Raw genomic sequence first — 15158 nt, forward strand, 5'->3', positions numbered from 1 at the left:
GCTGACGCCCCACACCCTGCGGCGCGCCTGCTTCGGGGCGCAGTGTGCCTGGCCGGTGTGGCGGCCTCCGGCGCGCCTGCTTCGCGGCGCGGGTGCCTGGCCGAGTGGGGCTGCTGGGCGCCACTACGGTGCGGCGCCCTCCGGCGGCGTGCGCGCGCCGGTGCGGCGGTTTCGCGCCGTGGTGGGGCGCCGGGGGACGTCCTCGATGGTCACCGGCCGGTCGCCGACGACCTCCTTGATCTCGGCGACCAACTGCTTCTCGACCTCGGGATTGCGGGCCAGTTCGTGGAAGGTCCGGGAGAGCGTGGAGGCCGTGGTCTCGGCGCCGGCGAAGAGAATGGTGCTGAGCTCGTCCCTGACCTCCGTGTCGCTCAGCGACTCGCCGGTCTCGTCGTCCTGCGCGGCGAGCAGCACCGACAGCAGGTCGTTGCGGTCGGTATGCCCGGACCGGCGGGTGGTGGCGACCACCTCGTCGATGACCTCGCGCAGATTCGCCGCCGCGGCGTCGAAGTCGCGGTTGGCGCGGATCGGCAGTCTGTCCAGGAACTTGGGGGACGCCGCCCGTATCAGCATGTTCTTCAGCACGACGGGCAGGTTCCTGCGCACGGCCTCCACGGCCGGCAGCCCGATGTCCGTGGAGAACGTCGTCGACGCCAGCGTCTCGATGGCGTACTCGGCCATCGCCTGTTCCATCTCGATGTGCTGCCCCGGCGTCCACGAGTCGGCCAGGGCGCGCGCGTTGCCGCTCATGGTCGCGGCGTACATCGAGATGCGCTGCGGGTGGAACATCGGCTGGATCAGCCTGCGGTGCCTGCGGTGCACTTCACCGTTGGCCGTCGCCAGACCGTTGCCCGCGAGCGGCCGAAGACGGTCGAACAGTCGGCCCTTCTCGAAGCTGCGTGCCTGTTTGACGGTCACCTCATGGACCAGCTCGGCCGAGGTGACGACGTACATGGGCATTGTTCCGAGGTCTACTCGGACCAGATCGCCGCTGTCCCGCAGCGACTTGAGAAAGCCGAGCGGGTCGCGCCACAGCTTCAGGGCATGCCCGAGAAGCGGTACCGCTCCGGGCGCGCGGGGAACCGACTGCAAAGCAGCTGCATCTGAGACCGACACCGACGCCGACACTGAAGAATCCATTGCTCTAGGCCGCGGTCTCTTGTACGGGCCGGTGCAGTGCGCGTGATGCGGTCTCGTCAGCCATGAGGTCGGGTACATCGTCGGGCACGAGGTCGGGCACCAGGTCCCACCACCAGGAGACGGCGGGGATGTCCAGCGGCTCGCGGCTGTCGTCGGTGGGCGTATCGCGGAACACCGAGGGGAAGCCGGCCGGATCGTCCGGCGTCGTGTAACGCACGGAGCTGATGCCCCAGTCCTGGGCGCCGCGTATGAAGCAGGCAAGGCTGTGCAGATACCGCCGTAGCTGCGGGCTGGCCGTCGGCTGCAGGTGTGCGCTCAGGCGCATGAAGAGAGTCATCACCCGGTCCCGCTGGGAGATCGCCGTGTCCAGCGCCTGGGCGGGGGTGAGGCCGTGCTGCTGCTCCAGCACCCGCAGGGCGTTGAGGTAGTAGCCCGACCCGTTGCGTTCCTTGTGGTACGAGAAGATGTCGTTGTCCCACGTGATGACGAAGGACGCCATCTCGGCCGCGGCGCGCACGGCGGTGTGGTCACGCTCGTGCGGCTGGAGCTCGTAGCCGTGTCCCATCTCCAGCAGCGGCAGCACCACGGACGTCGCGCCGTCGTAGAGGCGCATCAGGGTGTAGTCGTTGAGGTCGGGCACGGTGTCCGCCCTGCGGTGGGCCGCCTCCCACACCACGGAGAAGAAGTACTCCCGCAGCGCGTCCACCCAGCGGGCCGCCTGCCCCGCGGTGCCGTGGCGGCTGACCCGGAGCCGCAGGTCCCGCAGCCCCGCGGCCAGCGGGTCGTCGAGCAGTATTGGGACTTCCGGGTTCTGGGCGACGCGCAGCAGACGGTGGAGCAGGCCGGCCAAGTCGCCCGGCCGGTGGCCGAGTTCCCCCTCTTCGCAGTGTCCGTCGTCCACGCCGAAGAGCCACAGGACGAAGTCCGCGAGGAGAGAGACGACCTCCTCACTCCCTTCCGGCAGTATCCGGGCGGAGAACGTGCCGATGTCCTGCATAACGAGTCTGCCGCGCAACTCGTCGGACCCGATGCGAAACGTTTCGGCCCAGGCCGCGGTCTGTACGTCTATGTCCGCATGGCGCGGATGGATCGCCGGCGGAATGGGAGAGAAGATCGGTGGAACTATCAGCTCGGGCCCCACTGCGGCCTCCCTCTCGTTGGGGGTGCGACGCGAACTCTGCTTTCACAGACGCCACTTGCGCCCCATAGTGATCAACTATGGCGCATAGTAATCACTCCGAACGGCTGATCCAATAGGACAATCCCTAAGCTATGCGGCATCGAGGTACTGTTTATCGCCGGGACCGGAACAAGCGACCTCCGCCAGGACGTACGGGCCGGACGCCCCGGCGAAGGCGCAGGCGCCGCCGCCGGAGCAGTAACCGGAACCGTGTCCGCGGCGGCCGCCGGGCATCGCCGACGCGTAGCCGACGCACAGTCGACGGGCAGTCAACGCACAGTCGAGAGGCAGTCCAGGGGCGCCTTTACGCCGCCCGGCCCTCTCCGGCCCCGGGCGTGATCACGACGCCTCCTGCGTCGTGGCAAGTCTCTGCAGATAGCGCATCAGCGTCATCAGTACGTCCCGGCTGGACGCGCGCTGCCGGGCGTCGCACATCACGATCGGCACCGCCTCGGGCAGATCCAGGGCGGCCCGCAGCTCATCCACCGGATGGCCGGGCGCGTCCGGGAAGGAGTTCACGGCCACCACGAACGGCACCCCGCGCTCCTCAAGGCGCCCGATGACGTCGAAGCTGACCTCAAGGCGGCGCGTGTCGACCAGTACCACCGCACCCAGCGCGCCCTCGAACAGCCCGCGCCACAGGAACCAGAAGCGCTCCTGCCCGGGCGTGCCGAACAGATAGAGCACCAGCTCCTCGTTGACGCTGATGCGGCCGAAGTCCATCGCGACCGTCGTCGCCGTCTTGCCGCCGATCCCCGCCGTGTCGTCGACGCCGACCCCCGCCTGGGTCATCGTCTCCTCGGTGGTCAGTGGCCGTATCTCGCTGACCGAGCCGACCAGGGTCGTCTTGCCGACCCCGAAGCCGCCCACGATGACCACCTTGACGGCGGCGGTGGCGGTCGCCGGCAGCGCATCCTCGCTCCGCGGCCCGGCGGCGCGCGCCGGCTGCTCAGAGCCTTTGAAGTCCATCGATCACTGCCTCAATCAAAGCGCGGTCGGGAAGTCGGGCGGGTGGGACGGGCGCGCGGGCGACGACCCGGTTCTCGGCGAGCAGATCGCCGATCAGGACGGTGACGACGCTGAACGGGAGACCGGTGTACGCGGAGACCTCGGCGACGGACAGCGGCGCTTCGCAGAGCTCGATGATCGCCGCGTGCTCCGGCTGCATTCCGGGCTTCGGCCCGGACCTGGCCACGATCAGGGTGACCAGGTCCAGCGTGGCGGGGACGGACGAGCCACTGCGGCCGCCCGTGATGACGTAGAGCCGCTCGGGACTGTCTTCCCAGTCCCCGCCGCCCGCGTCGCTCACCTCGGCTGTCCATCCTGACGCGGCGGGGTGCTGAGGTGCTCACCGATCCGCAGAACGAGGTCCCGCATCCGCTGGCCCATCAGCCCGGCGTCGACACCCTCGTTGGCGAGCACCGCGAGGAAGGCCCCGGAGCCCGCCGCCATCAGATAGAAGAAACCGCCGTCCATCTCGATCACGACCAGCCGCATCCGGCCGTCGCTGTGCGGGAGTTCGGAGGCGACCGCGCCGGCCAGGGACTGCAGCCCGGCGCAGGCGGCCGCCAGCCGGTCGGCGGTGTCGGTGTCGGTTCCGTACTGGGCCATGCGCAGACCGTCGGCGGAGAGCACGACCACATGCCTGGTCTGCGGCACGCCCTCCGCGAGGTCCTTGAGCATCCAGTCCATGTTGGTCTGCTGCTGAGTCATGGCTGGTTGTTCTCTCTGTTCGTCTCGGGGGTCTCGCCGGTCACGCCGCTCTGGAAGGCGGCCAGCCACATGCCGGGCTGCACCGCGGGTGGGGAATCCCGCCCGGACTCCGGCTCCGGCGCGGCAGCTGCGGCGAGTGCGGCCGGTGCCGCGACGGGCGTCTTGCGACGCCGCTGCGGCAGACCGTTCAAGGTCCGCTCGGTCACCACAGGGAGCTCCTCGTCCGCCGTCATGGGGCCGGTGGCCGGCCTGGGCGGCCGCGCGGCGGGAGCCTGCGGCAGGGTCGGGCGGGGACCGGAGGAGGCGCCGATGCCGTGCGCGAGACCGGTCGCCGAAGCGGCCGTGGTGATCAGCGCCTGCGGGACGACAAGGACGGCGCGCACACCGCCGTACGCGGAGGAGCGCAGCGAGACCTGGAAGCCGTACGCCTGCGACAGTCGGCCGACCACGGCGAGGCCGAGGCGCGGCGTCTCCCCCAGGTCGTTGACATCGATGCCCTGCTGGGCCTGGCGGAGCATGCGCTCGGCCCGCTTGCGGGCCTCCTCGCTCATGCTGACGCCGCCGTCCTCGATCTCGACGGCGATGCCCGACTGCACGTCGACGGCGGTCAGATGGACCTTTGTCTGCGGCGGCGAGTAGCGGGTGGCGTTGTCGAGCAGCTCGGCGAGCGCGTGGATCAGCGGCTCGACGGCGGTGCCGAAGACGGCGACCTCGGTGACCGAGTGCAGCTCAACCCGCTGGTAGTCGATGATCCGCGACATGGCGCCGCGCATCACGCTGTAGAGCGGTACGGCCTTGCTCCACTGGCGGCCGGGCCGCGCACCGCCGAGCACGGCGATCGAGTCGGCGAGCCGGCCGATGAGCGCGGTGCCGTGGTCGATCCGGAGCAGATCGCCGAAGACGTCCGGGGACCGGCCGTGCCGGTCTTCCATCTCACGCAGTTCCTGGGCCTGTTGGTGGACGATGGCTTGAACCCGGCGGGCGATGTTTACGAAGGCGCGCTGTGCGGATTCGCGCAGGTCCTCCTCGGCGACGACGGCGTTGAGCACCGAGCGCAGCACCGCCTCGTGCTCGGCCGGGGCGTCGAGCGAGTCGAGTACGTCCTCCGGGAACTCGCCCTTGCGCAGCCGCTCCACCACCTGCGGCAGCAGTTCTTCGGCGAGGTGTCTGGTCTCGGCCTGCTGCCGCGCCACCGCCGCATCCCGCTCCGCGAGTCTGCCCCGCAGCTCCTGCACCAGCCTGCCCCGGCGCGCCGCTTCGGCGCAGGTGACCGCCACCATGACGACCGCCACGGCACTGATCCAGAGCACGGGGGTGCGGGCCGACTCGGAGACCAGTGCGGCAGCCGCCGTAGCGGCCGCGGCAGTTACGGCGACGGGCAGCAGCCACACGGAGGAGGCCGCAGGCCGCGGACTTCCGGTCGACGTTTCCTGTCGAACCATCAGCACCCTCAAACCATCGAACGGGAAGATCACATGACGACGGTCGGGAGCATATCCGGGTAGTACGAAGGGGTTTGACGGCGGGTCACCAAATTTGGCGCGTTCTTTCCGCCCTGAACGCGCGAGGGCGCCCTGAGCCGCCGTGGCCCGGGGCGCCCTCGCGCGAGCTCGTTACGCGGCGGCCGCGTCAGCCGCCTGCGCCTTCAGCGCCCGCTCGACGCCCGAGCGCGACTCCGAGATCAGCCGCCGCAGCGCCGCGTTCGGCTCGGCCGATGCCAGCCACTCGTCCGTCGCGTCCAGCGTGGCCTGCGAGACCTGGAGCGAGGGGTAGAGCCCGACCGCGATCTGCTGCGCGATCTCATGGCTGCGGGACTCCCACACGTCCTTGACCGCCGCGAAGAACTTGTCGGTGTACGGGGCGAGCAGCTCGCGCTGGTCGGTCTGGACGAAGCCCGCGATGACCGCCTCCTGCATGGCGTTCGGCAGCTTGTCGGACTCGACGACCGACGCCCAGGCCTCCTCCTTCGCCTCCGCCGTCGGCCGGGCCGCGCGCGCCGTCGCCGCGTGGCGCTCGCCCGCCGCCGTCTTGTCCCGCTCGTACTCCGCCGCGATCTCGTCCTCGTCGAGCTGGCCGACCGCCGCAAGACGCTCCACGAACGTCCACCGCAGCTCGGTGTCCACGGCCAGACCCTCGATCGACTCCGTGCCGTCGAGCAGCGCCTGCAGCAGGTCCAGCTGCTGCGGCGTCCGCGCGGTCGCGGCGAACGCCCGCGCCCACGCCAGCTGGTGGTCGCTGCCCGGCTCCGCCGCGCGCAGATGCGCCAGCGTCGCGTCCGTCCACTGCGTCAGTCCCGTCTCGCGCCACTCCGGCGCCGCGTACAGGTCGATCGCCAGCTTCACCTGGCGTTGCAGCGACTGCACGACGCCGATGTCCGACTCCTTGCCGATGCCGGAGAGGACCAGGGACAGGTAGTCCCGCGTCGCCAGCTCGCCGTCGCGGGTCATGTCCCAGGCGGAGGCCCAGCACAGGGCACGCGGCAGCGACTCGGTGAAGTCGCCGAGGTGCTCGGTGACGACCCGCAGCGACTCCTCGTCGAGGCGGACCTTCGCGTATGACAGGTCGTCGTCGTTGAGCAGGATCACCGCGGGGCGGCGGGTGTTCTGCGGGAACGGCACATCGGTGTGCTCGCCGTCCACGTCCAGCTCGATCCGGCTCGTACGGACCAGCTTGCCGCTCTCGTCGAGGTCGTAGCAGCCGATCGCGATCCGGTGCGGGCGCAGCGTGGGCTCACCCTTGGCGCCGGCGGGCAGGGCGGGGGCCTCCTGGCGTACGGAGAACGAGGTGACGTACCCGTCCTCGGAGACCTCGATCTCCGGGCGCAGGATGTTGATGCCGGCCGTCTCCAGCCACGCCTTCGACCAGGTCTTCAGATCACGGCCGGAGGTCTCCTCCAGCGCGCCCAGCAGATCGGACAGCCGGGTGTTGCCGAAGGCGTGCGCCTTGAAGTACGCCTGCACACCGCGGAAGAACTCGTCCTGTCCGACATACGCGACGAGCTGCTTCAGCACCGACGCGCCCTTGGCGTAGGTGATGCCGTCGAAGTTGACCAGGACGTCGTCCAGGTCACGGATGTCGGCCATGATCGGGTGGGTGGACGGCAGCTGGTCCTGCCGGTAAGCCCACGTCTTCATCTGGTTCGCGAAAGTGGTCCAGGAGTGCGGCCACTTCGAGTCCGGGTGGTACGCCTGGCAGGCCATCGAGGTGTAGGTGGCGAACGACTCGTTCAGCCACAGGTCGTTCCACCACTCCATGGTGACCAGGTCGCCGAACCACATGTGCGCAAGCTCGTGCAGGATCGTCTCGGCGCGCGTCTCGTACGCCGCGTCCGTCACCTTCGAGCGGAAGACGTACTGGTCGCGGATGGTCACCGCGCCCGCGTTCTCCATCGCGCCCGCGTTGAACTCCGGCACGAAGAGCTGGTCGTACTTGGCGAAGGGGTAGTCGTAGTCGAACTTCTCCTGGAACCACTCGAAGCCCTGCCGGGTGACCTCGAAGATCGCGTCCGAGTCCAGGAACTCGGCGAGCGAGGGCCGGCAGTAGACGCCGAGCGGGACGCTCTGACCGTCCTTCTCGTACGAGCTGTGCACGCTGTGGTACGGACCGACGATCAGCGCGGTGATGTACGTGGAGATCCGCGGCGTCGGCTCGAAGTGCCAGACGTTGTCCCTGGGCTCCGGGGTGGGGGAGTTCGAGATGACCGTCCAGCCCTCGGGGGCCTTCACGGTGAACTGGAAGGTCGCCTTGAGGTCCGGCTGCTCGAAGGAGGCGAAGACGCGGCGCGCGTCCGGCACCTCGAACTGCGTGTAGAGGTAGGCCTGCTGGTCCACCGGGTCGACAAAACGGTGCAGACCCTCACCGGTGTTGGTGTACGCGCAGTCCGCGACGACCTTCAGCTCGTTCAGGCCCGCGAGCAGATGCGGCAGCGCGATCCGCGAGTCCCCGAAGACGGCGGCGACGTCCAGTGCCTTGCCGTTCAGCACGACTTGGTGCACGGCTGGGGCGACCAGGTCGATGAAGCTCTCCGCGCCGTCCTTGGCGGAGTCGAAGCGCACGGTGGTCACGGACCGGTAGGTCCCGCCCTCTTGTGCCCCGCTCAGGTCGAGGTCGATCTCGTACGAGTCGACAGTCAGCAGGCTCGCCCGCTGCTGCGCCTCTTCGCGGGTCAGATTCGTGCCAGGCACGCTGTCATCTCCTCGGTTCGTGACGTTTGCGGCCATCCTTCCATGGGGCGCGGGTCCGTCGCCTGCCCTATTTGCCTGCCCTGATCGAAGGGGCGGAAGCAGCACAGGGCGGGGCACCCAGGGGTGCCCCGCCCTCGCCGGTGTCCGCAGGCGTCAGCCCTTGAGCTCCTCGGCGACGAGCTCCGCGATCTGCACGGCGTTCAGCGCCGCGCCCTTGCGGAGGTTGTCGTTGGACAGGAAAAGCGCGAGGCCGTTCTCGACGGTCTCGTCCACGCGGATACGGCCGACGTACGAGGCGTCCTTGCCGGCCGCCTGCAGCGGCGTCGGGATCTCGGAGAGCTCGACGCCCGGGGCGTCCTTCAGCAGCTCATAGGCGCGCTCGACGCTGATGGGCCGATCGAAGCGGGCGTTGACCTGCAGCGAGTGACCGGAGAAGACCGGGACGCGGACACAGGTACCGGAGACCTTGAGCTCCGGAATCTCCAGGATCTTGCGGGACTCGTTGCGGAGCTTCTGCTCCTCGTCGGTCTCGAAGGAGCCGTCGTCGACGAGATTGCCCGCCAGCGGCACGACATTGAAGGCGATGGGGCGCTTGTAGACGCCGGGCTCGGGGAACTCGACGGCCTCGCCGTCGTGCGTCAGCTCGCTCGCGCGGCCGGCGACCTCCTTGACCTGCCCGTCCAGCTCGGCGACACCGGCCAGCCCGGAGCCCGACACGGCCTGGTAGGTGGTGGCGACCAGCGCGGTGAGACCCGCCTCGGCGTGCAGGGGCCTCAGGACCGGCATGGCGGCCATCGTGGTGCAGTTCGGGTTGGCGATGATGCCCTTGGGGCGGTCCTTGATCGCGTGCGGGTTGACCTCGGAGACGACCAGCGGAACCTCGGGGTCCCGGCGCCAGGCCGAGGAGTTGTCGATCACGACGGCGCCCTGTCCGGCGACCTTCTCGGCGAGTGCCTTGGAGGTCGCGCCGCCGGCCGAGAAGAGCACGATGTCCAGGCCGGAGTAGTCGGCGGTGGAGGCGTCCTCGATGGTGATCTCCTGGCCGTCCCAGTGCAGGGTGGAGCCCGCGGACCGGGCCGAGGCGAACAGTCGCAGCTCGTCGACCGGGAACTTCCGCTCGGTGAGGATCTTGCGCATGACTCCGCCGACCTGACCGGTGGCTCCGACGATTCCGACCCTCACGGACGACTCCTTTGTGCTGATTCGTACTGATCTGCTGGCCTGGGTGCTGCTCCATGATGCGTATGTCCCCGGCCGACTTGTCCAATCCATTGTCCGATGGCCGGGACGTGTGACGCAGGACATGCCGACGGGGCGGGTGCTCCGAAGAGCGCCCGCCCCGCCGTCGTACAGATCAATCCGCTACGGGAGTGCTACGGCGTGACCTTCTCGATCACTACGCTGCCGGCGCCCGCGACCGTGCCGCGACCGTTCAGCAGCTGCACCTCGCCGAAGAACTGCCGTCCCTCGGGAGCCGCGCCGCCCACCAGAACCTCGGCGCTGACCTGCGCCGACGCACCGTTGGCGAGCTTGACGGGCTTCGCCGAGTCGACCTTGACCGAGCCGAGCGACGCCGCGAAGTACACATCGCGGTAGTTGTACTCGGTGGTCCCGGCCGGGACGGAGTAACCGTCGACCACGATGGTGTAGGTGCCGGCGGCCGGCTTGGGCAGGCTCACCGCCTCCTCCGAGTCGCCGTCCGCCGCTTGGCCGACCAGCACGTTGTTCAGGTAGACCGACAGGTCCAGGTCGGCGCCGGTGTCGGAGACCCCGCCGATGGCGACGTCGAGACGCTCGACGCCCTCACCGATGGTGACCGTCGACTCCTGCGACTCACCGTTCTTGATGGACGGACGGGCGACCTTCGCCGAGCCCAGCGAACCGCCCGCGAGCTTGCCGTCGATCGCGGCGAAGCCGTTGGTGACCTTCCACTCGACGGCGGCCGGCGTGCCGACCTTCGCCTCGGGGAGTGTCTTCACGGCCGGGTCGAAGGACGCGCCCAGCAGGCTGACATCCAGCTTGTACGGGTTGTCGAGCAGCGGAGACGTACGTCGCGACTCGACCTCGATCTCCCAGACGCCCGGCGTCGGCTCGGGGTACGAGCGCAAGTCCGGACGGCACGTGTTCGCCGGATTGTTGTAGTTCGGGTAGCAGAAGATCGTCGAGCTGTCGTCGACCCCCACGCCGTACGGGTGGATGCCGATGAACCGGGTCTGGCTGTTCGCGGCCAGACCGCCGAGCGCGACCTCGAGGTTCTTCGCGCCCTCGGGCACCGTGACGAAGTACGACTTGTGGCTGTTGCGCTGCACCGAGCCGGACGCCGAGAAGGTGTACTCGGGCTTCGCCAGCTGCTTGGAGACGACCACGGTCGCGAGGATCTGCTTGTCGACGCCCTCGGTGCGCTCGTCGTCCGCCTCCAGGATCGCGCTGTGCACCCCGGCCGAGCCGGGCTTCGCCTCGACCTTGATGGTGACCGGCTTGTTCAGCGGCAGCGAGACCGCGCCGGAGCCCGGCAGGTCGAAGGTGCCGTCGTTGTACTTCCAGTCCAGCTCGTGCCGCACGGGGCGGTCCGGGCCGGTCGTGCGGGTGATGACGACGTCGTACGTCTTCTTCTGGCCGGCCTTGAGACCGCCTTCGCGGTCGTAGAGGCCGGTGCCGAAGCCGGGGGTCTTCAGCGCGAAGTCGATCGCGGTGTCGACCGGTGCCTTGACGCTGTACTCGTGGGCGGTCGCGCCGTCCTCGATGGCGTCCCAGGCGTCCACGATGTTGATCAGGCCGGAGCCCTGCTCATGCGCCTTCACTCCGGCGATACGGTGCGCGGTGCTGGTCAGCGCCGTGCGCAGCTTCGCCGGGGTCAGCTCGATGTTCCGCTGCTTGGCGGCCGACAGAAGCAGCGCGCTCGCGCCCGCGGCCTGCGGCGAGGACATCGAGGTGCCCTGCAGCATGGAGTAGCCGGCCGGGAGCTGGTAGCCCGCCTCCTTGACCGGGCCGCCGGGCAGCCAGGTCTGGGTGGTGTTGATGGAGGCGCCGGGCGCGGTGATGATCGGCGCGAAGCCGCCGTCCTCGCGCGGTCCGCGCGAGGAGAAGGGGAGCATCGCGTACTTCTTGGTCACCTCGGAGCCGTAGTTGGCCGCCCAGGTCTCCTTGGAGATAGCGGCGCCGACGGAGATGACCTTGTCGGCGAGGCCCGGGTCGCCGATGGTGTTGGTGCCCGGCCCCTCGTTGCCGGCCGAGATGACCAGCTGGACGCCGTAGGTGTCGATGAGCCGGGTGTAGAGCTCGGCGCGGGCGTTGTTGCCGTCGTTCAGCGCGGGCAGACCGCCGATGGACATGTTGACGATGTCCACGCCGCGGTTGATGACCAGGTCGGCCATGCCCTCGGTGAGCGCGATGTTGGTGCAGCCGCCGCTCCAGGTGCAGGCGCGCGAGGAGACCAGCTTGGCGCCGGGCGCCGCTCCGTTCATCCTGCCGCCGAAGAGGCTGTTGGCGGCGGTGATGCCGGCGACGTGCGTGCCGTGCGAGCCCTCGATGACGCCGATGTTGACGTAGTCGGCCTTGGCGCCCGCGGCGTTGTAGACGACGTCCTTGCGGACCTCGATGACGAACGGGATGCGCTCGACGACCTCGGTGGCCGGGTTGTCGGTGCCGAAGTAGCCGATCTGGAAGCCGTTCTTGTACGGCTTCATCACGGTGTCGTTGGAGAAGTCCGCGTCGTTGTCGAGGTCGACGCGGGCGGTCCTGGTGCCCGCGTCGTAGAGCACGCCCCAGACGTCGGTGGTGTCGCCGTCCCGGTTGAGGTCACCGGCCATGTCGCCGCCCTTGGTGGCGGCCTCGGCGAAGAGGTTGAACTTGTACGCGCCCGCCGGGGCGGAGTACGTACGGCCGTTGACGGTGAACGTCGGGCCGCTCGCATCGAGCGACATCCGGCGCCAGGTGCCGTCGCCGTCCGCCACCGGGTCGGTCGCGGTGACCCAGTCGACGATCTTGCGCTCGCCGGTGGTGGTCTTCTGCAGCGCCGGGTGGCCGACGTCGACGCCCGAGTCGAGGATGCCGATGGTCACACCGCGGCCGTCGGCCTTGGGGTGCTCCTTGACGAAGTCCACCGCGCCGGTCTCGAAGGACGGGTTGTACGGGTTCTTCGCCGGGGTGTTCTCCCCGGGCGCCGGGTACTGCGCGGCCTGCGCGCCGGCCGTGCCCGCGCCCTTGGCGGTGTCGCCCGCCGGGGTGGGGTCGTCCAGCTTGATCTCGTGCTTGAGATCGATGCCGTGGACGCTGGAGAGCTTGGCGGCCGCCTTGAGCGCGGCCTCCGCCCGGCCGGTGGGGAGGGTGGCCCGCACATAGCCGAGCTGGTCGTACGTCTTGCCGACCACGGCTCCCTCGACGGCGTCGAACTGGCCCGCGACCTGCTCGGTCGCACCGGGGGCGGTGGCGACCATGACGGTGACGCTCTTCGCGCCCTTGGCCTCGGCCTCGGCGAGCAGTTCGGCGTCGGCCGAACCGAGCTTGTCGGACGAGGACTTGGCGGCCTTGACGCCGGCGGTGGTGCCGGGGTCGTCGGCGGGCGCGTCGGAGAAGGCCGGTACGGCGCCCGCGGCGACCAGCGCGGCCACCATCGATGCGGCGGCCGCAATACGGGCCACGCGTCTGTGACCTGGTACGGAGCGCCCTGATATGGGGCTCTGGGATTCGGGGGTCATCAGCATCCCTGTTTTGTGAAAGAGAGGGTCCGGAATTCGGTGCCGGATGACCGCTCAGCCTTTCGTAAGTGACAGGGGTTTGTGGAGAGTTGCCGGAGGCGGGATGTGGTCATGGCGGACATCCGCCATCGCGGGCGATGTGCCATGAGGGACAAAGGGGAAATTCAGGCTTCGCGGCTGCGGGCGTAGTGCCGGGACGCCTTCGCGCGGTTGCCGCACAGCGCCATGGAGCACCAGCGGCGGGTGCCGTTCCGCGACGTGTCGAAGAAGTGCAGGATGCACGCCTCGTGCGCGCAGGCGCGGATGCGGTCGGGCGCGGTGCGCAGCAGATCGAGATGGCCGCGGGCGGCGGTCCAGCCCGGGCCCCAGGACGGGTCCGCGAACTCTGCCTCTTCGCCAGGGCCTTCTGCGGTGAGAGTGGCGCGGATGCGTCCATGGCCGAGCACATCGTCGACGCGGGCGGCCGCGGTGGCGTCGCCGGGGCTGTCGACGAGGGCGGCGAGCGCCTCGCGGGCGGTCAGTGTCCGCTCCAGGGTGGCCGCGTCGGCGGTGAACCGGTCGGCGAGGCCGTTGGCTGTCAGCCAGATGTGCAGCCCGTCTACGCCGGTCAGCAGATCCTGGCGTGCGCCGTCCTGCATCCAGCGGGTGTTGAGCAGGTCGAGGGAGGCCGGCTCGCCTGTGAGCGGCCGCGGGTCGGACAGGGCGGGCATCCCTGGGCTCCTCTCATGGCTAACCCCTGAAGGTTACGTGACCGGTTGCACGCTTTGATTCTAACCTCTAAACTCGAATTAAGTGGTTAGTGGGTATCGACCTTCCGAGAGGTGTGCCATGACGGCGACCAGCACTCTGCGTACCGGCCATATCGGCCTCAATGTCACTGACCTCGACCGGTCACTCCCCTTCTACGGAGACGTCCTCGGCTTCGACGTCCTCGGCCAGGGCAAGGAGGACGGTCGCCGCTTCGCCTTCCTCGGCCGGGACGGGCAGCTCGTCCTCACGCTCTGGCAGCAGGCGGACGGGGCGTATGCCCCTGGCCTCGCGGGGCTGCACCACCTCGCCTTCGAGACCGAATCCATCGAGCAGGTCCGCGCCGCCGAGGCGAGTCTGAAGACCCTCGGCGTCGACTTCGCCTACGAGGGCGTGGTCGCCCACGGCGAGGGCTCGGCCTCCGGCGGGATCTTCTTCCACGACCCGGACGGCACCCGGCTGGAGATCTACGCCCCCTCCGGCGCGGAGGGCGCTCCCGCGCCGACCGCCGAGGCGCCCACCTGCGGTTTCTTCTGAGAGGGCTGATCCCCTGTGTCCCCGGACCTGGACCTGGACCTGAAGCAGGACCCGGAGCCGTACCACCGCGGCTCACTCGCCGTGCAGAGCCGCGTCGGCGTACGCGACCAAGCCGCGCACGTCGGCCGCTCCATCGGCCAGGGCATCAAGCCGGTCGCCGCCGCCTTCCTGGGGCTCCAGCCCATGCTGGTGCTCGGCGCGGCGGACGCGGCGGGCCGGACATGGGCCTCGCTGCTCACCGGCGCGCCCGGTTTCGTCCGGGCCACGGGGGCGCACTCCGTCTCGGTCGCCGGCGGCGTGCACCAGAGCGACCCGCTCGCCGACGCCCTCGCCGCGGGCCCGCTGCCCGTCGGCACGATCGCACTCGACCCGCGCACCCGCCGCCGGATGCGGATGGGCGGCACGGTCCGCCCGTCCGCCCGCGGGCTCGCGATCGAGGCCGAGCGGGTCTTCGCGAACTGCCCGAAGTATCTGCAGAAGCGGGAGCTGTACGCACCCGATGGGGGCGGTGACAGGACCGGTGCCTTGCGGCGCGGCGGGCGACTCACCCCCGACCAGGAGGAGTTCGTCCGCGCCGCCGACACCTTCTTCATCGCCACCCGCACGCCGGAGGGCGTCGACGCCAGCCATCGCGGCGGCAACCCCGGTTTCGTACAGGTGACGTCGCCCACCACGCTCAGCTGGCAGGACTATCCGGGCAATGCGATGTTCCTGACGCTGGGCAACCTCGAGACCGACCCGCGCGCCGGACTGCTCTTCCTCGACTGGAGCAGCGGCACCACGCTCCAGCTCACCGGTACCGCGCGCACCGACTACTCCGGCAGCGGCCGTACCGTCCGGTTCACCGTCGAGCAGTTCGTCGAGACCGAGGGGGCCAGCCCGCTTCGCTGGTCCGCGCCCGAGTACTCGCCCGCCAACCCGCCCCTGAAACAGGGCGTTTGAACGTACGTCTACCCTCAC

The 15158-nt window shown here is 69.7% G+C and carries 12 protein-coding genes; 2 read left to right on the forward strand and 10 right to left on the reverse strand.

Annotated elements, in window-relative coordinates; all coding sequences use genetic code 11:
• Positions 1–123: 123 nt before the first annotated feature.
• The 10 genes from QFZ67_RS26030 to QFZ67_RS26075 all read right to left on the reverse strand — a co-directional run bounded on the left by QFZ67_RS26030 (position 124) and on the right by QFZ67_RS26075 (position 13624).
• Entirely contained in the window at positions 124–1092 is a 969-nt protein-coding gene (locus QFZ67_RS26030; protein ID WP_307663486.1) for a cytochrome P450, read from the reverse strand.
• A 52-nt stretch (positions 1093–1144) separates the two neighbouring features.
• The gene (locus QFZ67_RS26035) at positions 1145–2281 is read right to left on the reverse strand and encodes a selina-4(15),7(11)-diene synthase (protein ID WP_307663487.1); all 1137 of its coding nucleotides are present in this window, start codon (positions 2279–2281) and stop codon (positions 1145–1147) included.
• A 378-nt stretch (positions 2282–2659) separates the two neighbouring features.
• Entirely contained in the window at positions 2660–3289 is a 630-nt protein-coding gene (locus tag QFZ67_RS26040) for an ATP/GTP-binding protein (protein WP_307663488.1), read from the reverse strand.
• On the reverse strand, positions 3270–3629 hold the full coding sequence (locus QFZ67_RS26045; RefSeq protein WP_307663489.1) for a DUF742 domain-containing protein: 360 nt from the start codon (positions 3627–3629) through the stop codon (positions 3270–3272). The genes QFZ67_RS26040 and QFZ67_RS26045 overlap by 20 nt, the downstream gene beginning before the upstream one ends.
• Positions 3626–4033, reverse strand: a complete 408-nt coding sequence (locus tag QFZ67_RS26050) for a roadblock/LC7 domain-containing protein (protein ID WP_307663490.1) — start codon at positions 4031–4033, stop codon at positions 3626–3628. The genes QFZ67_RS26045 and QFZ67_RS26050 overlap by 4 nt, the downstream gene beginning before the upstream one ends.
• Complete coding sequence (locus QFZ67_RS26055) at positions 4030–5475, reverse strand: sensor histidine kinase KdpD (protein ID WP_307663491.1); 1446 nt, start codon at positions 5473–5475, stop codon at positions 4030–4032. The genes QFZ67_RS26050 and QFZ67_RS26055 overlap by 4 nt, the downstream gene beginning before the upstream one ends.
• Before the next feature lie 171 nt (positions 5476–5646).
• A complete protein-coding gene (gene pepN / locus QFZ67_RS26060; RefSeq protein ID WP_307663492.1) occupies positions 5647–8217 on the reverse strand; it encodes an aminopeptidase N in 2571 nt (856 codons plus the stop codon).
• Positions 8218–8370: 153 nt separating this feature from the next.
• A complete protein-coding gene (locus QFZ67_RS26065; protein WP_307663493.1) occupies positions 8371–9399 on the reverse strand; it encodes an aspartate-semialdehyde dehydrogenase in 1029 nt (342 codons plus the stop codon).
• A gap of 191 nt (positions 9400–9590) precedes the next feature.
• A complete protein-coding gene (locus tag QFZ67_RS26070) occupies positions 9591–12920 on the reverse strand; it encodes a S8 family serine peptidase (protein ID WP_307663494.1) in 3330 nt (1109 codons plus the stop codon).
• Positions 12921–13078: 158 nt separating this feature from the next.
• Positions 13079–13624: a CGNR zinc finger domain-containing protein gene (locus QFZ67_RS26075; RefSeq protein ID WP_307663495.1), complete on the reverse strand. Its 546-nt coding sequence runs from the start codon at positions 13622–13624 to the stop codon at positions 13079–13081.
• A gap of 118 nt (positions 13625–13742) precedes the next feature.
• Here QFZ67_RS26075 and QFZ67_RS26080 point away from each other — a divergent pair, with 118 nt between their 5' ends.
• Both QFZ67_RS26080 and QFZ67_RS26085 read left to right on the forward strand, forming a co-directional pair.
• On the forward strand, positions 13743–14198 hold the full coding sequence (locus tag QFZ67_RS26080) for a VOC family protein (protein ID WP_307663496.1): 456 nt from the start codon (positions 13743–13745) through the stop codon (positions 14196–14198).
• 15 nt (positions 14199–14213) lie between these two features.
• Positions 14214–15140, forward strand: coding sequence for a pyridoxamine 5'-phosphate oxidase family protein (locus QFZ67_RS26085; protein ID WP_307663497.1), 927 nt, complete (start codon positions 14214–14216; stop codon positions 15138–15140).
• Positions 15141–15158 lie beyond the last annotated feature (18 nt).

The organism is Streptomyces sp. V1I1 (genome assembly GCF_030817355.1).
GTDB lineage: Bacteria > Actinomycetota > Actinomycetes > Streptomycetales > Streptomycetaceae > Streptomyces.